Below are 23,714 nucleotides of genomic sequence, written 5' to 3' on the forward strand. Positions count from 1 at the left end.
CCCTGCCGCGCACCGGCTACTCGTGGACGAGCCCCTTGGCGTCACGGGCGAGCGCCGTGAGCCGCGATATGGCGCGGAAGTACTTCTTGCGGTACCCGCCGTTCAGCATGTCCTCGCTGAACAGTTGATCGAAGGGCACACCGGAGGCCAGCACCGGGACCTCCCGGTCGTACAGCCGGTCGGCGAGCACCACGAGGCGCAGCGCGGTCGACTGGTCGGGCACCGGCGTCACATCCGTGAGGCAGACGGCCGTGAGCTGGTCGGTCAGCGCGCCGTAGCGGCTCGGGTGGACCTTGGCCAGGTGCGTGAGCAGGTGCGGGAAGTCGTCGAGGGAGGCGCCCGCGGTCGCGTACGCCGCCTTGGTGACCTGCTCCTCCGAGTACGGGGCGGGAGCCTCCGGAAGACCGCGGTGGCGGTAGTCCTCGCCGTCGATGCGCAACGCCGTGAAGTGCGCGGACAGGCCCTGGATCTCCCGCATGAAGTCGGTGGCGGCGAACCGGCCCTCGCCGAGCTTGCCCGGCAGCGTGTTCGAGGTCGCGGCCAGCGCCACGCCCTGCTCGACGAGCTTGGCGAGCAGCGAGGAGACGAGCACCGTGTCGCCCGGGTCGTCGAGCTCGAACTCGTCGATGCAGAGCAGCCGGTGGTCACTGAGCGTGCGCACCGTCTGCTGGAAGCCGAGCGCCCCCACCAGGTTCGTCAGCTCGACGAAGGTGCCGAACGCCTTCTGCTCGGGCGCCGCGGGCGTCGCGTGCCAGAGCGAGGCGAGGAGGTGGGTCTTGCCGACGCCGTAGCCACCGTCGAGGTAGACGCCGCGCGGTCCCGTGGGCGCGGGCGCCTTCTTCTGGAACCAGCGCCTCTTGCCCGCCCCCGAGGCGTGCGCCCCGCCGAGCCCGGCCGCGAAGCCGCTCAGGACGCGGACGGCCTCGGTCTGGCTGGGCTGGTTCGCGTCCGGGATGTACGTGTCGAAGCGGACCGCGTCGAAGCGCGGCGGCGGCACCATCTCGGCGACCAGACGGCCGGCGGGGACGTGGGGCTCGCGGGCGCACAGGGACTGCGGAGCCACGTCGGGGAGGGAGCTGGGCCCGGAGGCGGTGGTGGAGGGCGACACGGTTCCCCAGTTTAGGGGGCGTGCGAGACTGCGGATATGCGACGCCTGTTCCCTGTGACCGACCAGACAGCCGACCGGACGGCAGACGCCGCCGACGCCGTGGGTGCGAGCGGTACGAGCGCCGCGGCCGCGCGGGACTGGAGCCTGGACGAGCTGGCCGAGGCCTATGCCTACCCCCCGGGGGTGCTCGCCGGGGAGGCGACCTGGCTGCGCGCCAACATGGTGTCCACGCTCGACGGCGCCGCCCAGCACGACGGCCGCTCCCAGCCCATCTCCAACGACACCGACATGCGGATCTTCGGCACCCTGCGTGGGCTCGCCGACGCCGTGGTCGTGGGAGCGGAAACGGTACGCCTGGAGGGCTACCGCCCGGCGCGCGCGCGTGAGGCCTTCGCGGCGCGCAGGGCCGCGGCCGGGCAGACCCCGGCGCCCGCCATCGCGGTCGTCAGCGCGAGCCTCGACCTGGATTTCTCGCTTCCGCTTTTCACGGAGCCGCTGACGCCCACCCTCGTGGTGACCGGCGCCGCCGCGCCCGCCGACAGGGTCACCGCCGCCGAGCGGGCGGGCGCCGTCGTGGTGATCGCCGGGGAGGGCGCGACCGTGGACCCGACGCGCGTGGCGCCCGCCCTCGCGGAGCGGGGGCTCACCCGGCTGCTCACCGAGGGCGGGCCGCGCCTGCTCGGGCAGTTCGTGGCCGCGGGGGCGCTGGACGAGCTCTGCCTGACGGTCTCGCCGATGCTCACCGCCGGGGACGCGCAGCGGATCGCGGGCGGGCACGCGCTGGCCACCCCCGATCAATTCGTACTTACGTCCGTACTGGAGGAAGCCGGGTTCCTTTTCACCCGATACCGTCGTAGCTGAGAATCAGCGGAATCAGTCGTTCCGTTTGTCTTTCGCCGGGCACACTAGATCTCGCAGACCCCCGTGCGGCCACGGGGCAGGATGGTTTCCGCAAGGGCCTCAGGACGGCCCACGGATGAGAAGGGCGCCTGTCGTGTTCACAAGCGTATTGATGATCGAGAAGGCCCTGACGTCCGCCGACGTGGAATTCGTCACCACCTTGCACGGTGACGAGCCGGTCACCTTCCACGTGCTGCTCCAGCCCCGGGGCGATCAGGCGGACCGGCTGCTGCGGGCCATCGACGACGTCGCCCTGGGCGAGCTCGACGAGGCGGCACGCGAGGGCGAGACCCCCGAGGGGGCGGACGCGGCGGCCCTCGGCGAACAGGCGCTGCGGGTATCGCTGGCGGCGCTGCACGCGGCGGGGTGCGAGGCGCAGGGGCGGCTGATCGAGGACCACCCGCTGGACGCCCTGAGGACCCTGGTCGACGAGGCGGACGCCGACGAGGTGATCGTGCTGACCGACCCGCACTACGTGGAGGAGTTCTTCCACCGGGACTGGGCCTCGCGGGCGCGGCACAAGGTGGGCGTGCCGGTCCTCAAGCTGTTCTCGCACAGCGAGGCGTGACGCCCCGCTGTGCGGGGGCGGTTTCTCTGTCCTGCGGGTTCGTGGGGGCTGGTCGCGCAGTTCCCCGCGCCCCTTCGGGGCGCCCCTGGCGGCGCGCGATGTCGTCCTCCACGCAGGGAATAGGCTGGGGCCTTCACCGTCGTACGAACGCGACACCGTCGCACCACCCAGGGGAGACACACGCATGGCATCCGGCCTGCCCCAGTCCATGGCCGACATGGACCGACCGCACTTCATCGGCATCGGCGGCGCCGGAATGTCGGGCATCGCGAAGATCCTGGCCCAGCGCGGCGCCAAGGTCGCGGGCAGTGACGCCCGGGAGTCCGCCACGGCCGAGGCGCTGCGGGCGCTCGGCGTCACGGTCCACATCGGGCACGACGCCGCGCACCTCGCGTCCGACGCGACCTGCGTCGTCGTCTCCTCCGCGATCCGCGCCGACAACCCCGAGCTGGCCCGCGCCGCCGAGCTCGGCATCCCCGTGGTGCACCGCTCGGACGCCCTGGCCTCCCTGATGAACGGCCGGCGCCCGATCGCCGTGGCGGGTACGCACGGCAAGACCACGACGACGTCGATGCTCGCCGTCACGCTCGCCACCCTCGGCCTCGCCCCGTCGTACGCGATCGGCGGTGACCTGGACGTGCCGGGGTCGAACGCCCTGCACGGCGAGGGCGACATCTTCGTCGCCGAGGCCGACGAGAGCGACCGCAGCTTCCACAAGTACGCGCCCGAGGTCGCCATCGTCCTCAACGTGGAGCTCGACCACCACGCCAACTACGCGTCGATGGACGAGATCTACGAGTCCTTCGAGATCTTCGCGGGCAAGGTCGTCCCCGGCGGCACGCTGGTGATCTCGGCGGACCAGGCGGGCGCCGTCGAGCTGACCAAGCGCGTGCGGGACCTGGGCGAGCTGAAGGTCGTCACGTACGGCGAGTCCGAGGGCGCCGACCTGCGCATCCACAAGATCACCGCGCGCGGCCTGACCAGCGAGGTCACCGTTCTCCTCGACGGCAAGCTGCTGACCTTCACGGTCTCGGTGCCCGGCCGCCACTACGCGAACAACGCGGTCGCCGCCCTCGCGGCGGGCATCGCCCTCGGCATCCCGTCCCGGAACCTCGCGGGCGCCCTGAAGTCGTACACCGGCGTCAAGCGCCGCCTCCAGCTCAAGGGCGAGGCCGCGGGCGTGCAGGTCATCGACTCGTACGCGCACCACCCGACGGAGATGACGGCCGACCTGGAGGCGATGCGCTCCGCCGCGGGCGACTCCCGCATCCTCGTCCTCTTCCAGCCCCACCTCTTCTCGCGCACCCAGGAACTGGGCACCGAGATGGGCCAGGCCCTCGCCCTCGCCGACTCCTCGGTGGTCCTCGACATCTACCCCGCCCGCGAGGACCCGATCCCCGGCGTCACCAGCGCCCTGATCATCGACGCGGCCCGCGCGGCGGGCGCCGAGGTGGCGGCCGCTGCGGACAAGGACGCGGCCGTGGCGGCGATCGCGGGAATGGCGAAGCCCGGTGATCTCGTTCTGACCATGGGAGCGGGCGACGTCACGGACCTCGGCCCGCGGATCCTGGCCCACTTGTCGAAGTAAGGGGATGTCACCCATGGCGTACGACGTCGAGAAGCCGGACGAGCAGTGGCGGGCGGAGCTGACCCCCTCGGAGTACGCGGTGCTGCGCCAGGCCGGCACGGAACCCGCCTTCGTCGGTGAGTACACGGACACCAAGACCAAGGGTGTCTACTCCTGCCGCGCGTGCGGCGCGGAGCTGTTCACCTCGGCGGAGAAGTTCGAGTCGCACTGCGGCTGGCCGAGCTTCTTCGACCCCAAGGACACGGACGCGGTCGAACTGCTCCAGGACACCTCGCACGGCATGGTGCGCACGGAGGTGCGGTGTGCGCGGTGCGGGTCGCACCTCGGCCATGTCTTCGAGGGCGAGGGGTATCCGACGCCGACGGATCAGCGGTACTGCATCAACTCGATCTCGCTGCGGCTGACGGCGGACGAGGACTGAGCGGGGCACGGCTTGTGAGCACGGCGGCGGGATCACCGCCGCCGTGCGTGCGTGCGCGGTCAGGCGCGGGGCCCTCCCGGGTGGGGAGCGGCGGTGCGAGCGGGGTTCTTCCCGGCGTTCGCTTCAGCGGTGGAGCCCCCTGAGGGCATACAAATCAGTACTCCCACGGCGGGTACTGCGAGCCCGGCGATGGTGGCGAGCCGGACGTACTTCGAGGTTCTCCTGTATTGCGTACCTGCCATGTGCGGATGAACTCCACTCTCGGTCATGCGGGTTGTTGACGGGTTGAAGGTACCGTCCCCGAGTGGCGTTCGTGAGAGAAATTGGAGATCCCTGGGAATTCAGACCCGATGCCCGGGATTTCCATCCGGAATGACCGATTCCGTCCTTATCTCCGCCAACGCGGCCCGCGCCCGGGCCGCCTCGTCCGCCGCACCCGTGCGTTCGGCCACGGCCACCGCCGCGGCGAGGTGGTCCGCCGCCGATGCCGTGCGGCCCAGGCGGTGCTCGGCCGCCCCCAGACCACGCAGGGCCTGCGCTTCCTCGTGTGCCGAGCCGATGCTCCGCGCGAGATCCAGGGCCCGGGAGTGATGATCCGTCGACTCCTCGAAGCGGGCCGCCGCGTGCAGGGCGAGGCCCATTCCATGCAGGGTTATCGACGCATTGCGCCGGTCTCCCAGACGCTGAAACGCGCTGAGGGAATCCTGGTACAGGTCGAGCATGGCAGGGAGTTCCCGCGGGGAATCCATGGTATTCGCGAGATTGACCTGCGCCATGGCATGCTCCGCGGCGGTGCCGGAAACCGCGAGTAGTTTCCGCGCCTCCTGGAGGTATTTCCGCGCGGATTCCCTTTCGCCGATGTGCAGCTTGAGATCCGACAGATTATTGAGCACATGGGCCTCTTCATGCGCGTCGCCCGCCGTGCGGAACATGTCGAGCGCCGAATGGAAATGATCACGGGCGGCCGTGAAATCACCCAGGTACAGGTGCGTGATGCCGAGGTTGTTGCGGGATCGTGCGATCTGCCATGGATCGTCCGCACGTGTCCGCAGCGCGAGGGTCTCCTCCTGGTCGGCGAGCGCCTCCGGCAGGTGGCCGAGGTTCCACAGCAGTACGCCCCGCGCGTGGAGCACCTCCGCCACCGCCGTGTCGCCGATGGTCCGTGCCGTGCGCAACGCTCGCCCGAGGACGGTCAGGGCCTGGGCGTACTGTCCGCTCCGCGACAGCGCGGTGCCCTGGTCGACCAGGGCGTACACCTCGGCCTCCGGGTGGGCGACGGTCCGCCAGTGCTCCGCGGCCGCCCGGTGCATGCCCTGGGTGTCGGCCGAGTGCCGCTCCTCCAGCAGGAAGCCCGCGAGGGATCCGGCGAGCAGCGCCGCCTCGTGCGGCCGGCCGTGCGCCCGGCAGTGGCGTTCCGCCGCGATCAGCGCGGAGCACTCCGAGGTCAGCCAGCGCCGGGCGTCGGCGGCGCCGCTCCACGCGGGTATCCGGTAGGCGCAAAGGCGCCGGGGAAGTTGCGGACGCGGGCGGCGAGGGGCGATGAGCCGGTCCGCCGCGTCGGATGCCTGTACGTAGAAATCGATCAATCGGCGCTGGGCGCTTTCCCGTTCGGCGGGCCCCAGTTCGGATGCCGCCAGCATGCGCGAGTATTCCCCGAGAAGATCATGAGTGGTGTATCGGTCGGGTGCCGGTTCCTGAATGAGATGGGCGTCGAGGAGGCCTTCGAGGGTGCGCTCCGCGTGATCGAATGCGAGATCGGTGAGCGCGGCCGTGCTGAACGCGTCGTAATCCGTTCCGAGTTGCAGGCCGAGAAGCCGGAAAACGGATCTTTCCTCGGGATGGAGCGTGGAGTAGGAGACCTCGAAGGCGCGGGCCATCTCCTGGTTGCCGTCGCGGATCTCGCGCAGCCTGCCGTGCCCGTGGGTGAGCCGGTGCAGCAGGTGGCCGGTCGTCCAGGAGGGGCGGGAGGCCAGGCGTCTCGCGGCGATCTCGGTGGCCAGCGGAAGCCGTCCGCAGAGCCGGACGATGGCGGCGACCTCGCGGACGCGCGGCGTGCGGCCCTCACCGGCCAGCTCCCGGAACAGGGCGACGGCGTCCTCCTCGGGTAGTACGTCGAGCAGGACCGGCCGGACTCCGGGCAGCCCGGAGAGCCGGCGGCGGCTGGTGACGATCATCAGCGAGGGGGAGGGGCCGGGGAGCAGGGGTTTCACGTGCTCGGCGTCGGCCACGTCGTCCAGGACGATGACGGCGCGGCGGTGGCTGAGCAACGTACGCCAGAGGCTGACGAGTTCGTCGAGCCGGCCCGGCAGGTCCGACGCGGGGACCCCGAGCATGCGCAGCAGTGCCCCGAGGGCGGACGTGGCGCAGAGGGGGGTGCGGCCCGGGGAGTGGGCGCGCAGGTCGAGGTGGAGCTGGCCGTCGGGGAACAGGGGTTCCAGGCGCCGGGCCGCGTGCAGCGCGAGCAGCGTCTTGCCGATCCCCGCCATGCCCGAGATGGCCTGCAACGCGATCACGCCGCCGTCGCCCCGCTGTGCCGCGTGGACGATGGCCGCCAACTCCTCCTCGCGGCCCACCAGTTCGGCGTGGCGCGGCAAGGTGTGCGGGGCGGTGGTGGCCGGCTCCTGGCGAGGGAGCAGCTGCCGCGCCGGGGCGCCGTTCAGCACGAGGCGGTGCAGCCGCGTGAGCGCCTCGCCCGGGTCGGTGCCGAGGTGCTCACGCAGCTGGCGGCGGACGGTGTCGTACACGTGCAGGGCTTCGGCCTGTCTGCCGCAGCCGTAGGTCGCGGTCATGAGCAGGGCGGCGAGGGTCTCGTCGCCGGGATGCCGATCGAGGAGCGCGGCGATGTCGGGGACGAGTTCGGCGTAGTGGCCCCGGCGCAGTTCGGCCTCGATCCGGGTCAGCTGGGCGGCGAGCCGCTTCTGGGACAGGCTCGCGCGGACGCTCTCGGCCCACAGGCCGCCGAGCCCGGCCAGCGGCTCTCCGCGCCACAGGTCCGCCGCCTCCCGCAGCAGGCCGAGGGCCGCGGTGTCGTCCGCGCCGTCGGCCAGGGTGCGGGCCCGGGCGGCGATCTGCTCGAACCGGTGGCAGTCGACCTGCTCGGGGCGGACGTCGAGCAGGTAGGTGTGGGCTCGCTGGACGAGCAGGTCGTCGCCGGTGCCCTCGCGCAGCCGCCGGCGGATCCGGGCCGCGTAGGTGTGCAGTCCCGCGCGCGCCTTGGCGGGCGGCGAGTCGTCCCACAGGCGGTGGATCAGGGTGTCCAGGGAGACGGGGCGGCCCGCGTCAAGGGCCAGCGCCGCCAAGGCGAGGCGCTCTTTCGCGGAGCCGAGGAGATCGATTCGCCCGTCGTATTCCAGGGCGACGGTTCCCAGGACGCGAATGCCGAGCTTCACGAGTGCCCCCGTCCACCGGTCGGCCTGCGCTATGAATGAGCGTCAAAGAATCGCATGAGGTCGATATCGTTCAAATAGTGACGGTCATTCGTTCACTTCATTGGCTTGTTTTGGCTTGGTCACTCTTCTTGGTGAGGTGTTCGGTAGGGGCGTTCGGTCTGACGTGAGCGCCCTGCGGGTAGGACGCTGAAACGGCGTGAGCCGTGGATCTCGGGGGAGGCGGCGCGATGGACCAGGTGACGGCCCTGGAATTGACGGCCGCCCTGACACTGGCGGCCGCCCGGCCCAGGGCACGGCGCGCGCTGCTCGACGCGGTGAGCGCGTCGGTGGACCCCGCCACCGCCGATCTGCTCCGCGCGTGGGAGTCGGCGGAGCCGGCCGAGGACCCCGGCGAGACCGCACGGACGCTGAGCGCCGCCCTGGCGCAGCAGGCCGCGCACCGCCCGGAGCTGGCGCGGGAGTTGCGGCACTGGATCACCGCCACCCTCAGCCCCGCCCCCGCGCGGGCCGGCAACTCCATCGACGGGTCGGCCCGTGTCCAGGGCACCGCCATCCAGGCCCACGGCATCCACGGCGACGTGCACATCCACCCCGCCCCGGCCGCCCCCGCCGTGCCCCGCGGCTTCGACGTCCCGCGCCAACTGCTGCCCGTACCGGACCACTTCACCGACCGGGTGCGCGAACTGGCCGACCTGGACCAGCGGGCGGCGGACTCACCGGGGGCGCCGGTCATCGCGGTCATCAGCGGTCCCGCCGGGGTCGGCAAGACCACGCTGGCCAGGCGCTGGCTGCTCGGCCTTGCCGACGCCTTCCCCGACGGCCAGCTCTACGCCGATCTGCGCGGCCACTCCGAGGGCGGACCCGCCCGGCCGGGGGAACTGCTCGGGCAGTTCCTGCGCGCCCTCGGGCAGGAGCGCCTCCCCGCCGACCTGGGGGAGCAGGCCGCCCTGTGGCGCTCGGCGACCGCCGGCAGCCGCATCGCCGTGCTCCTGGACAACGCGCTCAGTGCCGCGCAGGTCCGCCCGCTGCTGCCCGGCGGCGCTCGGGCGCTGACGGCGGTGACGAGCCGGGGGCGGCTGAGCGGCCTCGGCATGGACGGCGCGACGTTCCACCCGCTGGACGTGCTCGGCACCGGCGACGCGGTGGAGCTGCTCCGCCGCCGGATCGGCGCCGACCGCGTCACCCGGGAGCCCGAGGCCGCCCTGGCGGTGGCCGAGGCCTGCGCGGGCCTGCCGCTCGCCGTGTGCGTCGCGGCGGCGCGGATGGCGTCGCGCCCGCGCCAGCCACTGGCGGCGATGGCGGGCGCGCTGGGGGGCGGCGCGGGCGGCGCGCTGGACGTGCTGCGCGTCGAGGGGGAGTACGCCGTGCGGGGCGCCCTCGACGCCTCGTACCGCCTGCTAAGCCCCGAACTCGCGCGTGGCTACCGGCGGTTGGGCCTGGCCCCCGTGCCGCTGATCGGCGTCGAGGCCGCCGCCGCGGCCTGCGCGCTGCGCACGCGGGAGGCGGATCAGCTGCTGGACGAGCTGGCCGAGGTGAACCTCCTCGAAGACCTCGGCCCCGACCCCCGCACGGGGAGCGGCCGCTACCGCTTCCACGACCTCGTCAGGGCGCACGCGGGGCAGCTCGCCGCCACACACGAGGGGCCCACCGGCAGCGGGGCGGCGGTGCGGCGCGTCGTGGACTTCTACCTGTACGCCGCGACCGAGGCGGAGGCCCTCCTCACACCCAGCCACCGGATCCTGCCGCGCCGCTACGACCGCCGCCCGGCACCGCCCCCGCCCTTCGCCGACGCGCGCGGCGCGCTCGACTGGCTCGACACCGAACGGGCTCATCTGATGGCGGCGTTGCGTACCGCCGCCGAGCACGGCTGGCACGACACGGCGTGGATGCTCGCCGACGCCATGTGGCCGCTCTTCCTCCGCCTTCGCCCGTACGAGTTGTGGGTCGAGGCCCATGAGATCGGGCTCGCCGCGGCCCGCCGGGCGGGGGACAGGGAGGCCGAGAGCCAGATGCTCACCTCCGGCGGCGCCGGGCTGCGCAACGCGGGCCGGCCCGACGAGGCGGTCGGCTGGTTCGAGCAGGCGCTGGAGGTGGCGCGGGAGAGAGTGGCGGCGCGGGAGCAGCTCCCCGGCCCGGGTGGCCCGGACGCCCTGACGGCCGCCCGCCGGGCCGAGGCGCAGGCGCTGCACGGCCTGGGGCAGTCCCACCGCCTGGCCGGCCGGCTGGCCGAGGCCCTGCGCTGCTTCCGACTGGCGCTGCCGCTGCGCGAGGCGATCGGATACACGCGCGGGGCGGCCCTGACCCGGATCTGCCTCGGCGACGTGGCGCTGGCCGCCGGACGTCCCGAGGAGGCGCTGCCCGAACTGGCCGCAGCCAGGGCGGCCCTGCTGTCCGAGGACGACCCCTACGACGCCGCCCGCGCCCTGGCCTTCCTCGGCCAGGCCGCGCTGAGGTGCGCGGGCGACGACGCGACCGCGGTGGAGGCGGCGAAGACGCAACTGACGGAAGCCCTCGGCGAGTTCGAGGCGACCGGCTCCGTGCACTGGCAGGGCCGCGTCCTGGAGATGCTCGGCGAGGCGGCCGAGGAGCGGGGCGAGACGGAGCGGGCCAGGGTCTGGTACGGCCATGCCCTGGCCCGCTATCGGAGTGTCAGCGCTCCTGATGTGCGGCGGCTCGAAGACCGTCTGAGTGGTCTGGGCCCGGGGGGTCTGGACTGAGGGCTTGGGTCCTCGGGGCCGCGGGCCGCTTCGGCAGCAGGTCCGCGTACCACGCGCGCAACAGGGATACGACGTCCCGTCCCGCCAGGCCCCTCGTCTCCACGGACGGCCCGGCCCGCCGGGAGCCCCGGCGGGCGTGCGTCACCTGAGTGCCGCCCGCCCGGCGGACCACCACCAGCAGGCAGCCGGGATAGCGCTCCAGGGCGCGCAGGGCCAGCGGCGCCGTGTCGGGGCAGGGGCGCGGGCGGCCCGCGTAGAGCACGTCGGCGCACTGCCGCCACCGTTCGCCTCCGGGGCGGCCCGTGACGTGGCACGGCCGGGGGCAGTCGAGGCAGACGATCAACGGATCGAAGGGATCTGCCGGGGCTGTTGCACAGGACGGTGCGATGGACTCGGCGGGTGTTCTCATGCCGGGATCCCGTCGGGGGCTCCCGTGGCCATCCGCGCGGCCGGGACCGGCAGCACCGGCAGCGACGCCTCGTAGGCGGGCTGCCCGATCCCGAGGATCCGGTACATCAGCCTGCGTGTGTTGCGGGCGAACCGGCCCGGCTCCGAGGAGATGCGCCGCCCGATCCGCGCGTACTCCTCGGCGGGGTACTCGGCGCGCGCGTAGGCGAGCTGCTCCGGCAGCGGGTGCGCCGGGGACAGGGCGGGCGCGGTCGTGGCCAGTTCCGCCGCGGGGGAGTCGGGGTTGACGTCGGCGCCGGGGTAGCGGGTCAGCAGGATGACCGCGCGGGTGAGCGTGGCGTACAGCGTCACCGAGCCGTGGTCACCGAGCACCCAGTCGGCGGCGATGAGCGGAATGCGCCAGTCCGTTTCCGGTGGCAGCACGGTGATGCCCCGCCGTTCGGCACCGGCCAGCCACGACCGGACCTGCCAGTCGCCGTGCCCGGACCAGACGTTGGGGTGCACCAGGACCGCGATGCGGTGCCGTGCGGGGTCGAGCTCCGTCAGCAGCCGGGGCAGGAGGGCGTCCAGGCGGTTGAACGACGAGCCGAGCCCCCAGGTGGAGGAGACGAGGACCAGCCGCTGTCCCCGGCGCAGGCCGAGGGCCGTACGGTAGCGCCGGCGCAGCGGCAGGCTCGCCACGATCCGGTCGTGACAGGCGTCGCCCACCACCTCGCTCACCGGCAGCGCCTCGGGGCAGGTGCGGGCCAAGGTGGCCAGATCCTCGCGGTGCGCGAGGGCCAGCGCCTTCGGCACCACCTTGCCGTCACGGGTCAGATACTGCCGCCCCAGCTCCCCGACGGTGCGCGGCGCCCCCGGATCGCGGTCGTCCGTCGTACGGGACAGCTTGATGTGGCCCGCCCCGTGCGGCATCCGCAGCAGGGGGCCGCGCAGCCGGTCGATGCCCTGGGAACCGGCCGCGAGCACCAGGTCGAACTCCCGGCGCACCGCCTCTTCCCAGGGCAGCACCGTGCTGTTCAGTGCGCGAAGGATGCGCTCCGCTCCCGCGTTGAAGGCGTGTGGAGCGATGGTGAAGTGGGTCTGGATCCGCAGGTCCGACTCCAGCAGCGGGAGCACGTCCCGCAGCCGGCTGCCGTAGACCTCGGTGTGGACGACGACGAGGACGCGCTTGCAGTGGGTCAGGGTCAGCCACTGCGCGTCGTGCCCGGGTCCGGAGAGGGCTCCGGACCCGGGTAACGGCTCCGTGGAGGTGGTGCTGTGCTCAACCGCCATGGTGTCCCCCGGTGGTATTGGCTCCCGTTGGGTGTTCGGGCTTGGCCGGGGGGTGCCCCGAAGTCCGGGCGGAAGGCTTGCGCGGTGCTTGCGGAATCCTTGCAGCGCGGATCCGTGGGGCGAGCGGACGCCGGTTAGAACGTCAGCTTCCAGCTGTTGATGTAGCCGGTGTCCTGCGCCGCGACATCCTGCACCCGCAGCTTCCACGCGCCGTTGGCGCTCTCGCTCGACGCGTCGACCGTGTACGTCGCGATGACGTTGTCCGCCGAGTCGTTGCCGCTGGAACCCTTCAGGCGGTACGCGGTGCCGTCCGGGGCGAGGAGGTCGATCACCACGTCGCCCCGCCAGGTGTGGCGGATGTCGACGTCCACCTTGAGGGCGGCCGGGGCGTTGCCCGTGCGGCCGGTCACGTTCACCGTCGAGGTCACCGCGGCGCCGTTGTCCGGGATGGTGACGTCCGTGGTGTTCTCGTACGCGTCACCGGGCGGGACCGGGGTGTCCGTGCCGAGGGTCCAGACGGCGTGCGCGATGGCGTCGCTGTTGCGGTCCAGGGCGGTGTCGTTGACGTTCGTCGTGGTGTCGCACGACGAGTGGTAGCAGCGGTCGAAGGCCTGGCCCGCCGTGCCGCCCCACTTCTGCGCCTGCGCACTGGACTTGGCGCGCTCGGCGCCGCTGAACAGGCCGCCGACGGGGATGCCGACGTTCTTGAACGGGGCGTGGTCGGAGCGGCCGTCGCCCTCGGTCTCGATCTCCGTCGGGACGCTGAGGCCGGCGTAGTAGTCCTTGAACGTCTTCTCGATGACCGGGTCGTCGTCGTAGACGAAGTAGCCGGCGTTCGGCGAGCCGATCATGTCGAAGTTCAGATAGCCGCTGACCTTTGAACGCTCCGCCGTGGGGAGGTTGTTCACGTAGTGGCGGGAGCCGACCATGCCCAGCTCCTCGGCGCCCCACCAGGCGAACCGCAGGTGCTTCGTCGGTTTGAGCTGCGCGCGGGAGACCGCGAGCGCCGTCTCCAGGACACCCGCCGAGCCCGAGCCGTTGTCGTTGATGCCGGGCCCGGAGGAGACGCTGTCGAGGTGCGCGCCCGCCATCAGGACCTTGTTCGGGTCGCCGCCCGGCCAGTCCGCGACGAGGTTGTAGCCCGTGGCGCCGCCGGACGTGAACTGCTGGACGGTCGTGGTGAATCCGGCCGCGTCCAGCTTGCCCTTCACGTAGTCGATGGAGGCCTTGTAGCCGGGGCGGCCGTGCGCGCGGTTGCCGCCGTTGGCCGAGGCTATGGACTGGAGCTGCGAGAGGTGTGCCTTGACGTTGGCGAGCGGGAGGTCGGGTGCCGCGAGCGCGGGTGACGGGGCGGCGGGCGCGGCGGTGGCGGGAGCGGCGGTGGCGAGCAGGCCGCCGATGGCCAGGGTGGCGGCACCGACGGCCGCACGTCTGAAGAGATTCATGTGTGGGGCTCCGTATTCCGAACAGCGAGGGGGACGGAACGTGCGGAACGCCCCGCGACGCGGGTGCCGCGGGGCGCCTTTGGAGCTGTGCGTTGCCTGATGTTGAGGGCGCGACGATCTCCCGTCAAGAGAGGAAACCGGTCAGAATACGGTCAGCGGCGTCCGTATAGCGGACGGCTCGGCGGCCTCCGCTCGGTGCAGGACGGCGTCAGAAGAAGACCCCGCACCTCAACAGCACATTCGCGTACGGGCGGGCCTCGCCGGTGCGGACCACGAGGCGGGCGCTCGCGGAGAGGCCCTTTAGCTCCTCGTGGGCGACCATCTCCAGCGCCGGCAGGCTCTCGCGCAGCAGCAGCGCCGCCTGCGGGTTCGCCCCCCGGATCTCGCGCGCCGCCGTCCCGCCCTCCACCACCAGCTCGGCGAGCAGGCCGTCGAGGACCTCCGCGAAGGCGGGGACCCCGGCCCGGAACGCCAGGTCCACCACGCGCGGGCCCGCCGGGATCGGCATGCCCGCGTCGCAGACCAGGACCGTGTCGCCGTGCCCCAACTCCGCGAGCGCGCCCGCGAGATGGCGGTTCAGTATGCCCGACTTCTTCACGGTGACGGGACCCCCGGGGCGGCCGCCGGAAGTTCCGAGGCCGTCGGGTAGGAGGCCTGCGCTCCCTTACGGGTGACCGCCGCCGCCCCCACCCGGACCGCGTACGCGGCCGCCGTCGGCAGATCCTCGCCGAGGCCGAGACGCCAGCCGAGGGCCGCGGTGAAGGCGTCGCCCGCGCCGGTCGTGTCCACCGCGTCGACCCTCGGACTCGGCACCCGTACGGGAGACCCCGCCGAGCCGTCCGCGGTGAGCGCCCCCTCGGCGCCCAGCGTGATCACCACCGAGCGGGGCCCGAGCGCGAGCAGCCCCCGCGCCCAGTCCTCCGGAGCCCCGCCCGCGTCCTCGCCGAGGATCACGCGCGCCTCGTGCTCATTGACCACCAACGGGTCGCAGGCGGCGAGGACCTCGGCGGGCAGCGGCGCCGGCGGCGAGGGGTTCAGGACGAAGCGGGCGCCGGGCCGCAAGCCGCGGACCACCTCGGCGACCGTCTCCAGCGGGATCTCCAACTGGCTGGAGACGACCCGCGCCGCCGCGAGCACAGGGCCCGCCGCGCGGATGTCCTCGGGAGTGAGGCGGGCGTTGGCGCCGGGCGAGACCACGATGCTGTTGTCGCCCGACGGATCGACCGTGATCAGCGCGACGCCGGTGGGCGCGCCGCCCACCAGGACACCGGCGGTGTCCACGCCGGCCGCGCGCTGCGCGTCCAGCAGCAACGTGCCGTGGGCGTCGTCGCCGACCCGGGCGAGCAGCGCCGTGCGGGCGCCGAGCCGGGCGGCGGCGACCGCCTGGTTGCCGCCCTTGCCGCCGGGGTGGACGGCCAGGTCGGAGCCGAGGACCGTCTCGCCCGCCGCGGGGCGCCGCTCCACGCCGACCACCAGATCGGCGTTGGCGGAGCCCACGACGAGCAGCTCGTAATCCGCGTCGCCGGTGCTGCCGGCGTGGTTGTCGTTCATGTGCTGCTTCCTGCTTTCGTACGGTGCTGCCGCGGGGCGGTGGTCAGGAGAAATCCTGCACGTTCTTCGACGTCACGACCTTCACCGGTACCTTCACCAGCTCCCGCACCCGCTTGCCCTCGGCCGCCCGCACCGCGTTGCGCACGGCGATCCGGCCCAGCTCCTTCGGCTGCTGAGCCACGGACGCGTACAGCGTGCCCGCCTCGACCGCCTTCAGCCCGTCGGGGGTGCCGTCGAAGCCGACCACCGGCACGGACGTGCCCGCCTTGGCGCCGAGCGCCTTGACCGCGCCGAGCGCCATCTCGTCGTTCTCGGCGAAGACGCCGTTCACGCCCTTGTTGGACTGGAGGAGGTTCGTCATGACGTCCAGGCCCTTGGTGCGGTCGAAGTCCGCGGGCTGCTTGGCGACGACGTCGATGCCGGGGTACGCCTTGATGCCCTCGGTGAAGCCCTGCCCGCGCTCGCGGCTCGCGGAGGTGCCCGGCGTGCCCTGGAGCACGACGACCTTGCCCTTGCCGCCCAGCTTCTCGGCGAGCGTCTTCGCCGCCAGCCTGCCGCCCGCCACGTTGTCGGAGGCGACGAGCGTGGCCGTCTTCGCCTTGTTCACGCCGCGGTCGGCGGCGACCACCGGGATGTCCTGCTTGTTGGCGCCGCGCACGGCCGGGCCCGCCGCGTCGGAGTCCACCGGATTGACGATGATCGACTTCACGCCCTCGCCGGTGAAGTTCTGCAGCTGGTTGGTCTGCTGGGAGGCGTCGTTCTGCGCGTCGGTGACGGTCAGGTCGACGCCCGCCTTCTCCGCCTCGGCCTGCGCGCCCTCCTTCATCTGGACGAAGAAGGGGTTGTTGAGGGTGGAGAGCGACATGCCGACCTTCGTCGACGTGCCCGATGAGCCCGAGTTGAAGAGGGACACCGCGCCGATCACCGCCGCGACGACCACGGCGGCCACCGCGTACTTCAGCGCCTGCGGCCCCTTGCCCCGCACGCCCCCTGACGTGCCCGAGGAGGCCCCGGGGGTCGCCCCGGCCCGCCGCCGCAACGTGTCCAGCAGGACCGCGAGCGCGATGACCACACCGATCACGACCTGCTGCCAGAAGGCGGAGACCGAAAGGAGGTTGAGGCCGTTGCGCAGCACCGCGAGGATCAGCGCGCCGATGAGCGTGCCGGACGCCTTGCCGACGCCGCCCGCGAGGCTCGCGCCGCCGATGACGACCGCGGCGATGGCGTCGAGTTCGTACCCCTGCGCGGCCTGCGGCTGCGCGGAGACCAGGCGGGAGGCGAGCACGATGCCCGCGACGGCCGCGAAGAGACCGGAGAGCGCGTAGATGACGAGCTTCTGCCGCTTGACGCGCAGGCCGGAGAGGCGGGCCGCCTCTTCGTTGCCGCCGATCGCGTACATGGAGCGCCCGATGAACGTCCGGCCGAGCACCAGGGCCGTCACCAGCCCCATCACGACCATCACGACCACCGGGACCGGCAGCCATCCGCCCACGGTGTCACCGAGGTGCGAGACCGCGTCGGGGAACGGGATCGGGCTGCCCTGCGAGATGACCAGGGAAAGGCCGCGGGCCACCGACAGCATCGCGAGCGTCGCGATGAACGGCGGCAGCTTCCCGTACGAGACGAGCAGGCCGTTGACGAACCCGCACGCCATGCCCGTGCCGACGGCGAGGACGACCGCGAGCCAGACCGGCAGCCCCTCCGAAGTCGCCGACCAGGCAAGGACGGTGGCCGAGAGCGCGGCCACCGAGCCGACCGACAGGTCGATGCCCGCCGAGACGATCACGAACGTCACGCCGAACGCGAGGATCGCCGTCACGGCGGCCTGCACGCCCACGTTGAGCAGGTTCTGCGTGGTGAGGAAGTCACCGGAGAGCAGCGACATCGCCACGACCAGGACGATCAGGGCACTCAGCGCGCCGTTGTCGAGCAGGACGCGGCGGAGCGTCGCCGCACCACCCGCGCCGCCCGCGTCACGCTTCACGGTTTCAGTGGCCACGGGAGCCCTCCGCTTCTTCTGCTTCTTCTTCGTTCCGTATGTCCGATGGGGCCGCCGTACCGACGGCCAGCGCCATCACCGCGTCCTGCGTCGCCTCGTCCGCGCTCAGCTCACCGGCGATCCGGCCCTGCGCCATGACAAGCACCCGGTCGCTCATGCCGAGCACCTCGGGCAGGTCGCTGGAGATCATCAGGACGGCGTGCCCGGACGCCGTCAGTTCGTTGATCAGCTGGTAGATCTCGACCTTCGCGCCCACGTCGATGCCGCGCGTCGGCTCGTCGAGGATCAGCACCTTGACGTCCGCCAGCAGCCACTTGCCGATGACGACCTTCTGCTGGTTGCCGCCGGAGAGCGTGCGCACGTGCTGGCCGAGCCCGGCCATGCGCACCTTCAGCTGCTCGGCGATGCGGGCGGCGTCCCTCGCCTGGCCCTTGAGGTCCACGAGCCCGGCCCGGGTCGCCGAACGCAGCGTGACCAGGCCGAGGTTCTCCCGCACGGACGCGTCCAGGACCAGGCCCTGGCCCTTGCGGTCCTCCGGAACGAGGCCGATGCCCGCGCCCATCGCGGCGTTCACGTCGTGCCGGGGCAGGCGCTCACCGCGTACGCCGACGCTGCCCGCGTCGTACGGATCCGCGCCGAATACCGCGCGCGCCACCTCCGTGCGGCCCGCGCCGACGAGCCCCGCGAGCCCGACGACCTCACCGGCCCGCACCTCGAAGCTGACGTCGTGGAAGACGCCGTCACGGGTGAGCCCCTCGACGGACAGCAACGGCGGGCCCACGTCCGGGCGTTCGCGCGGATACTGCTGCTCGATGCTGCGCCCCACCATGAGGCGGACGAGTTCCTCCTCCGGGGTGGAGGCGGGCACCTGGTCGACGCTGCGGCCGTCCCGCAGGACGGTGACGCGGTCGCCGAGCGCGGCGATCTCCTCCAGGTGGTGGGTGATGAAGACGATGCCGACGCCGTCCTCGCGCAGCGCGCGCACGATGGCGAAGAGCTTCTCGACCTCCTCGGAGGTGAGCACGGCGGTCGGCTCGTCCATGATGAGCACGCGCGCGTCCAGGCTCAGCGCCTTGGCGATCTCGACCATCTGGAGCCGGGCGATGCCCAGTTCGCGCACCTTGGCGCGCGGCGACACCTGGACGCCGACCCGCCGGAGCAGGGCCTCGGCGTCGTCCTCCATCTTCTTGCGGTCGATCATCCCGAAGCGGCGCGGCTGCCGGCCCAGGAAGATGTTCTCGGCGACCGTCAGATCGGGTACGAGGTTGAACTCCTGGTAGATCGTGGCGATACCGAGCCGCTCCGCGTCCTGCGCGCCATGGATGCGTACGTCCTCACCGGCCACGACGATGCGACCGCTGTCGGGGCGGTAGGCACCGGAGAGCATCTTGATGAGGGTGCTCTTGCCCGCGCCGTTCTCACCCAGCAGGACGTGCACCTCGCCGCGGCGCAGATCGAAGTCGACGGAGTCGAGCGCGACGACACCGGGGAACGTCTTGCGCATGCCTTCGATGCGGAGCAGCTCGCTCTGGTCACTCACGGGTCGCTCCTTCGGATCGTACGGAGGTGTCCTCGCCGGCGCACTCACCGGTGGCCTCGCCGCAGGAACGCCGGACGACGAGGCGGGCGGGCAGGGTCACGGACCGCGGGCTCCTGCCCTCGATCCGGTCGATCAAGGCGTGCACGGCGGCCCTGCCGAGGTCACCGGTCGGCTGGGCGATCGCGGTGACGGGCGGGTCGGTGTGCACGAACCACGGGATGTCGTCGAAGGCCGCGAGCCCGATGTCGCGCGGGACCCGCAGCCCCTGGGCGCGGATGGCGTCGAGGGCGCCGAGCGCCATGAGATTGTCGGCGGCGAAGACGACGTCGGGCGGCTCGGGCAGGGCGAGGAAGCGCTCGGTGGCGCGGCGCCCGCTCTCGGCCTGGAAGTCGCCCTGGCCGATATAGGCGTCGGGCAGGGCGATGCCGTGCTCGCGCAGGGCGTCGCGGAAGGCCTCGACGCGCTCGCTGCCGGTCGTCGTGGCGGCCGGGCCCGCGATGATGGCGAGCCTGCGGTGGCCGAGTCCGTGCAGGTGGGCGACGAGGTCACGGACGGCCTGGCGCCCGTCGGAGCGGACGACGGGGACGTCCACACCCGGGATCCACCGGTCCACGAAGACCATCGGGGTGCCGGCGCGCACCGCGTCCAGCATCAGCGGGGAGCCGCCGTCGGTGGGGGAGACCAGCAGTCCGTCGATCCGCCGGTCCAGGAGGGTCCGTACGTGGTGGTCCTGGAGTTCGGGCCGCTCGTCCGCGTTGCCGATGATCACGCTGTAGCCGAGCGCGCGGGCCGCCTCCTCGACGGAACGGGCCAGCTCGGTGAAGTACGGGTTCAGCACGTCGCTGATGACCAGGCCGAGGGTGCGGGTCTGGTCGGTGCGCAGGGAGCGGGCGACGGCGTTGGGGCGGTACCCGAGCGCCTCGACGGCGGCGACCACCCGGGCGCGGGACGCGGGGCTGACCGAGGGGTGGCTGTTCAGCACCCGCGACACGGTGGCGACGGACACGCCGGCCTCGGCCGCGACGTCCTTGATGCTCACCGAAGTAGAGGCCATCGTCGGTCCACCTCCTTGTGGAATCGATTACACGGAGGATTGGAATCGATTACACGGGCCGCTGGCAAGAGGGAAAAGGGAGCTGGGGGCGAGTGAGACCGGATCGTGATGCATGCGGGGGAGCGCGGGCTCAGATGAGCGGCCGGGGCGTGCCGGGGCTGTGCGGGGCGTGCCGGGGGGCCCGGGCGCGTGCCGCGGGAGCGTGGGGCCAGGGCGGCCCGGTGCCCCCGCTCAGTCGAACGGCACCGTCAGCCAAGGGCTGTCCGGGTCCGTGGTCAGGGCCCGGTGGGCGTGCAGGACGTCCGTGTACCAGGAGCCGAACGACTCCTCGTCGAAGTGGAGGCAGCGGCCCAGGACGTACCCCGCCGAGAACTCCTCCCAGGAGCCGTACGCCGACCGCGCGGCCCGCGACGTCCGCTCGATGGCGGCGCGCAGCTCCGCCTCGGTCGCGTACCGCGCGCCCCGGCCCCAGCGGGCCATCTTGGAGGCGCGGCCGATGTCCCAGGCCGCGATGGTGCGCACGAAGCCGTCGGGCGGCAGGAGCTCGTCGGCGCGGAAGCGGGCCTCGTAGCGGAGGATCTTCCCGACCAGGCCGCGCATGGCCGTCACGAAGTCGTCCAGTTCCGGGTCCTCGCCCGGCCGGTGCGGGGTGTCGGGGCCGCCCGTCTCCACGACGCGGTTGCGCAAGGTGACCTCGACGCACTCCCGCCAGCGCTCCGGGTCAAGCCGGGGGCCGACCTCGGCGATCACCGCGAGCCGGGCGCCGAGGACGAAGTCCCAGTACCAGGGGGAGACTTCACGCGTCAGCAGCCGCTCCTGGACGGCGAGCCAGTCCTCGCGGCCGTGCACGCCCCAGGATTCCGCCAGGCGGCCCACCTCGTTGTGGTGGCCCGCGCCGTGCCAGTCGAGGGTGTTCCACGGGGCGCCGTTGGCGAAGCACAGGTGCGCGCCGCAGGCCAGGCCGTGCAGCAGCGGGCCGGGTTCGGGCGCCCCGGTGCGGCGGGTCTCGATGCGGTCGCCGAGGCCGTCGTCCCGGTGGTGGCGCTCGTGCAGGTCGGCCCAGACCTCCCGCTCCTCGTCGGTCGTCAGGTAGTACTGCTCGCAGGGCGTCGCCGCGTTGATCACCAGGATGTCGACGTCGTCGGGGCAGCCCTCGGCGAGCCCGCCGAGCGTGACGAACTCATAGACGACGGCGGGGTGCGGGCGCGGCAGCAGCCCGGCGGTGTACACCTGCGCCGCCTTCCGGCCGTCCGGCAGGTCGATGGTGAGCAGCGGGCTCGCGCCCGCGCCGAGGTCCTTCTCGTGCAGCGCCACCGGCCGGTACAGGCCCTCCACGGCGACGGCCCGCAGATACGTGTACGCGTCGTCGGCCTCGCAGAGCTCGTACAGATGCTCTTCGAGGTCGGCGGGCGCCTGCCAGCGGCTGCCGTCCTCCGGAGCGGGGACGAAGGGGAAGATCTCGTCGTGGAACTCGTCCTCGGCCTCGGCTGCCGCGTGCATCGTCGTTACTCCGGTCTCGGGTCCGCGTGCCGGGTGCGCGTCCCGGCGCATCCGAATGGATCTTGCACCTTACGCGGGGACCTCCAGCCGCAGCGACTTCAGGCCGTTGATGAAGTGCGAGACCAGCCGCCGGGGCGGCGCCGCGAGCCGCAGCGCGGGCAGGGCGCGGGGCACCTCCTCGTGGAACACCCGCAGTTGGAGCCGGGCGAAGTGCGCGCCCAGGCAGACGTGCGGCCCCTCGCCGAACGCCACATGGGGGTTGGGCGAACGGGCCAGGTCGAGGCGGTGCGGGTCGGCGAAGACGCGTTCGTCGTGGTGGGCGGCGGCATGGAAGACGACGACCTTGTCCCCGGCCGCCACCCGCACCCCCGCCAGCTCCGTGTCGCGGGCCGCGGTGCGCCGGAAACTGAGCACCGGCGGATGTACGCGCAGCAGTTCGTCCACGGCCGTGGCGGCGTTGACCGTGCCGTGGCGCAGTTGTTCGTACGCGCCCGGGTGCTCGGCGAGCGCGAGCAGCCCGCCCGGCGCCGCGGAGCGCACGGTGTCGTTGCCCGCGACGGTGAGCAGGAAGAAGAACATCTCCAGTTCGGCGGTGGCGAGTCCGGCGTCCGTGGCGAGCGTCGTCAGGATGTCGTCGGCGGGGTGGTCGCGCTTGTACGCGGCCAGCGCCCGCGCGTAGTCGAACATGTCGCGCAGCATCGCGGGCGAGCGCGGATTGACGGGGGCGGCGGGGGCGACGGGAGCGCCGCCGGGGCGGAGGCCCGTCGGGGCCGCTTCGGCTGCCCCAGCCGTCCCGGCCCCGGTGGCCCCGGCCGCCTCATCCGGGTCCTGGTAGCCGATGACACGCCGAGTCCAGTGCAGCAGGAGGCCGCGGTCGGCCGGCGGGACGCCGAGCAGATCGGCGAGGTTGAGCAGGGCGTAGTCGTCGGTGACGGCGGTGACGACGTCGAAGGTGCCGTCCCCCGCGCGTGCCTCCTCCAGACCCGCGGCGAGCAGGGCGCGCGCCCGCCCGCGCGCCCGTGCCTCGAAGCGCGCGACCCGCTTCGGCGTGAACGCCCGGCTGACGAGCCTTCGCAACCGCCCGTGCGCGGGCGGATCCTGATTGAGCATCATGCGGCGGATGAACGGCAGGTCGCCGGGGTCGGGATCACGGATCTGGGTCGCACCCAGATACGAGGAGAAGGTGGCCGCGTCCTTCAGGACCCGGACGACGTCGGCGTGCCGGGTGACCGCCCAGAACCCCGGACCCGCGGGCCAGCCCAGCACGCCGGGCTCCTCCTGCCAGGCCACCGGGTGGTGGTCGCGCAGTACGCGGTAGCGCTCGCGGGGGACCCCCGCCGCGTACAGACGGGGGTCGAAGACGTCGGGCACGGGCGGCGTCGTCGCACCGCGCGCAGTCATGCCCCGGAGCCTTCCCGGCCGGTGTCGGCGCGCAGGAAGTCCTCCACCGTGCGGATCAGTTCGAGGGGCACCTCGTCCATCGCGTAGTGCCCCGCGCCGGGCAGCTCCGCAAGCTCCCCTCGCGGGTACGCGCGCAGCCACGTACTCCGCATCAGGTCCGCCGAGAGCGCCGGGTCGAGCGCGCCGGTGACGGCGAGCGCGGGCACGGGGGACCCCTCGACCTCGGCGTGGAAGTCCTCGCCCGCCCAGGAGTCCAGCCAGGCGCGGAACGCCTTGGCGTCGCTGACCGCGAGCGAGCGGTCCACCATGCGGTCCAACCAGGCGCGGGGGCGCACACCACCCGTGGTGAAGTCGATGATCGCGCGCCGGTTCTCGGGCGTGTGCGCGGCGGAGGCGAACAACTCCTTCTGCTCGGGCGGCAGCCGTAGCCCCGAGGCGGGCACGGGCGACACCCCGACGAGACGGCGCACCCGGTGCGGGGCGGCGGCCACGACGCGCTGCGCGACGCTGCCGCCCATCGAGTGGCCGACCAGGGAGAACCACTCCCAGCCGAGCCGGTCGGCGAGGTCGAGGACATCGGCCGCGCCCTCCGCCGTCGTGTACGCGCCGACCGCGTCCTTGGCCTCGCCGTAGCCGCGCAGGTCCACCAGCGCGTACTGGAACGACTCCGTGTCGAGATCCGCGAGGACCGGTTCGTACGCCGACCGGTCGGCGAACCAGCCATGGACCGCGATCACCTTGTGCGGCCCTTCGCCGAGCAGGGTGTGGGGGAGCAGGAAGGAGGCCACATCGACTCCGATCGCCGGCACGTCCGGTCGGCGCCGGTCGGCGCCGGCCCGCGACCACGGTGACC

17 protein-coding genes are annotated in these 23,714 nt (G+C 72.8%); 5 read left to right on the forward strand and 12 right to left on the reverse strand.

The window, feature by feature from the left end:
* Window positions 1-16: 16 nt before the first annotated feature.
* Window positions 17-1,108 (reverse strand): cell division protein ZapE, encoded by a 1,092-nt coding sequence (gene zapE, locus ACF062_RS08305; RefSeq protein ID WP_392136977.1) that lies wholly within the window; start codon window positions 1,106-1,108, stop codon window positions 17-19.
* Between the two features lie 36 nt (window positions 1,109-1,144).
* Here zapE and ACF062_RS08310 point away from each other — a divergent pair, with 36 nt between their 5' ends.
* From ACF062_RS08310 to msrB, 4 genes are all read left to right on the forward strand, one after another.
* Entirely contained in the window at window positions 1,145-1,969 is an 825-nt protein-coding gene (locus ACF062_RS08310; RefSeq protein WP_392136978.1) for a pyrimidine reductase family protein, read from the forward strand.
* A 133-nt stretch (window positions 1,970-2,102) separates the two neighbouring features.
* Entirely contained in the window at window positions 2,103-2,576 is a 474-nt protein-coding gene (locus tag ACF062_RS08315) for an indole-3-glycerol phosphate synthase (RefSeq protein ID WP_223777470.1), read from the forward strand.
* 184 nt (window positions 2,577-2,760) lie between these two features.
* On the forward strand, window positions 2,761-4,164 hold the full coding sequence (gene murC, locus ACF062_RS08320) for a UDP-N-acetylmuramate--L-alanine ligase (protein WP_392136979.1): 1,404 nt from the start codon (window positions 2,761-2,763) through the stop codon (window positions 4,162-4,164).
* Window positions 4,165-4,177: 13 nt separating this feature from the next.
* Window positions 4,178-4,585 (forward strand): peptide-methionine (R)-S-oxide reductase MsrB, encoded by a 408-nt coding sequence (gene msrB / locus ACF062_RS08325; RefSeq protein WP_392136980.1) that lies wholly within the window; start codon window positions 4,178-4,180, stop codon window positions 4,583-4,585.
* Window positions 4,586-4,926: 341 nt separating this feature from the next.
* Here the strand turns inward: msrB and ACF062_RS08330 are convergent, their stop codons facing one another.
* On the reverse strand, window positions 4,927-7,974 hold the full coding sequence (locus tag ACF062_RS08330; protein ID WP_392136981.1) for a BTAD domain-containing putative transcriptional regulator: 3,048 nt from the start codon (window positions 7,972-7,974) through the stop codon (window positions 4,927-4,929).
* A 227-nt stretch (window positions 7,975-8,201) separates the two neighbouring features.
* Between ACF062_RS08330 and ACF062_RS08335 the strand changes: the two genes are divergently transcribed.
* Entirely contained in the window at window positions 8,202-10,691 is a 2,490-nt protein-coding gene (locus tag ACF062_RS08335; RefSeq protein ID WP_392136982.1) for a tetratricopeptide repeat protein, read from the forward strand.
* Between the two features lie 405 nt (window positions 10,692-11,096).
* On the opposite strand, the gene ACF062_RS08340 is transcribed toward ACF062_RS08335, so the two are convergent.
* From ACF062_RS08340 to ACF062_RS08385, 10 genes are all read right to left on the reverse strand, one after another.
* On the reverse strand, window positions 11,097-12,371 hold the full coding sequence (locus ACF062_RS08340; protein WP_392136983.1) for a hypothetical protein: 1,275 nt from the start codon (window positions 12,369-12,371) through the stop codon (window positions 11,097-11,099).
* 134 nt (window positions 12,372-12,505) lie between these two features.
* Window positions 12,506-13,816 (reverse strand): M28 family metallopeptidase, encoded by a 1,311-nt coding sequence (locus tag ACF062_RS08345; RefSeq protein ID WP_392136984.1) that lies wholly within the window; start codon window positions 13,814-13,816, stop codon window positions 12,506-12,508.
* 208 nt (window positions 13,817-14,024) lie between these two features.
* Complete coding sequence (gene rbsD / locus ACF062_RS08350) at window positions 14,025-14,414, reverse strand: D-ribose pyranase (RefSeq protein ID WP_392136985.1); 390 nt, start codon at window positions 14,412-14,414, stop codon at window positions 14,025-14,027.
* Complete coding sequence (locus tag ACF062_RS08355) at window positions 14,411-15,367, reverse strand: ribokinase (RefSeq protein WP_392136986.1); 957 nt, start codon at window positions 15,365-15,367, stop codon at window positions 14,411-14,413. Before ACF062_RS08355 ends, rbsD begins: the two co-directional genes overlap by 4 nt.
* Before the next feature lie 43 nt (window positions 15,368-15,410).
* A complete protein-coding gene (locus tag ACF062_RS08360) occupies window positions 15,411-17,366 on the reverse strand; it encodes a substrate-binding domain-containing protein (RefSeq protein WP_392136987.1) in 1,956 nt (651 codons plus the stop codon).
* Window positions 17,356-18,870, reverse strand: a complete 1,515-nt coding sequence (locus ACF062_RS08365; RefSeq protein WP_392137681.1) for a sugar ABC transporter ATP-binding protein — start codon at window positions 18,868-18,870, stop codon at window positions 17,356-17,358. The genes ACF062_RS08360 and ACF062_RS08365 overlap by 11 nt, the downstream gene beginning before the upstream one ends.
* 28 nt (window positions 18,871-18,898) lie before the next feature.
* A complete protein-coding gene (locus ACF062_RS08370) occupies window positions 18,899-19,960 on the reverse strand; it encodes a LacI family DNA-binding transcriptional regulator (RefSeq protein ID WP_392136988.1) in 1,062 nt (353 codons plus the stop codon).
* Between the two features lie 231 nt (window positions 19,961-20,191).
* Window positions 20,192-21,460 carry a DUF1266 domain-containing protein gene (locus tag ACF062_RS08375; protein WP_392136989.1) on the reverse strand — a complete coding sequence of 423 codons (1,269 nt, stop codon included), beginning with the start codon at window positions 21,458-21,460 and terminating at the stop codon, window positions 20,192-20,194.
* A 69-nt stretch (window positions 21,461-21,529) separates the two neighbouring features.
* Complete coding sequence (locus ACF062_RS08380; RefSeq protein ID WP_392136990.1) at window positions 21,530-22,861, reverse strand: cytochrome P450; 1,332 nt, start codon at window positions 22,859-22,861, stop codon at window positions 21,530-21,532.
* Window positions 22,858-23,649 (reverse strand): alpha/beta fold hydrolase, encoded by a 792-nt coding sequence (locus ACF062_RS08385; RefSeq protein WP_392137682.1) that lies wholly within the window; start codon window positions 23,647-23,649, stop codon window positions 22,858-22,860. Before ACF062_RS08385 ends, ACF062_RS08380 begins: the two co-directional genes overlap by 4 nt.
* Window positions 23,650-23,714 lie beyond the last annotated feature (65 nt).

It is taken from the genome of Streptomyces sp. NPDC015345, assembly GCF_043078805.1.
Classification (GTDB): domain Bacteria; phylum Actinomycetota; class Actinomycetes; order Streptomycetales; family Streptomycetaceae; genus Streptomyces.

Excerpts from the sequence above, each read along its gene's own strand:
- ACF062_RS08310 (WP_392136978.1), top strand. The coding sequence starts at position 1,145 with ATGCGACGCCTGTTCCCTGTGACCGACCAGACAGCCGACCGGACGGCA.
- murC (WP_392136979.1), top strand. The coding sequence starts at position 2,761 with ATGGCATCCGGCCTGCCCCAGTCCATGGCCGACATGGACCGACCGCAC.
- msrB (WP_392136980.1), top strand. The coding sequence starts at position 4,178 with ATGGCGTACGACGTCGAGAAGCCGGACGAGCAGTGGCGGGCGGAGCTG.
- ACF062_RS08335 (WP_392136982.1), top strand. The coding sequence starts at position 8,202 with ATGGACCAGGTGACGGCCCTGGAATTGACGGCCGCCCTGACACTGGCG.
- ACF062_RS08340 (WP_392136983.1), bottom strand. The coding sequence starts at position 12,371 with ATGGCGGTTGAGCACAGCACCACCTCCACGGAGCCGTTACCCGGGTCC.
- ACF062_RS08345 (WP_392136984.1), bottom strand. The coding sequence starts at position 13,816 with ATGAATCTCTTCAGACGTGCGGCCGTCGGTGCCGCCACCCTGGCCATC.
- ACF062_RS08355 (WP_392136986.1), bottom strand. The coding sequence starts at position 15,367 with ATGAACGACAACCACGCCGGCAGCACCGGCGACGCGGATTACGAGCTG.
- ACF062_RS08365 (WP_392137681.1), bottom strand. The coding sequence starts at position 18,870 with ATGCGCAAGACGTTCCCCGGTGTCGTCGCGCTCGACTCCGTCGACTTC.
- ACF062_RS08370 (WP_392136988.1), bottom strand. The coding sequence starts at position 19,960 with ATGGCCTCTACTTCGGTGAGCATCAAGGACGTCGCGGCCGAGGCCGGC.
- ACF062_RS08375 (WP_392136989.1), bottom strand. The coding sequence starts at position 21,460 with ATGCACGCGGCAGCCGAGGCCGAGGACGAGTTCCACGACGAGATCTTC.
- ACF062_RS08380 (WP_392136990.1), bottom strand. The coding sequence starts at position 22,861 with ATGACTGCGCGCGGTGCGACGACGCCGCCCGTGCCCGACGTCTTCGAC.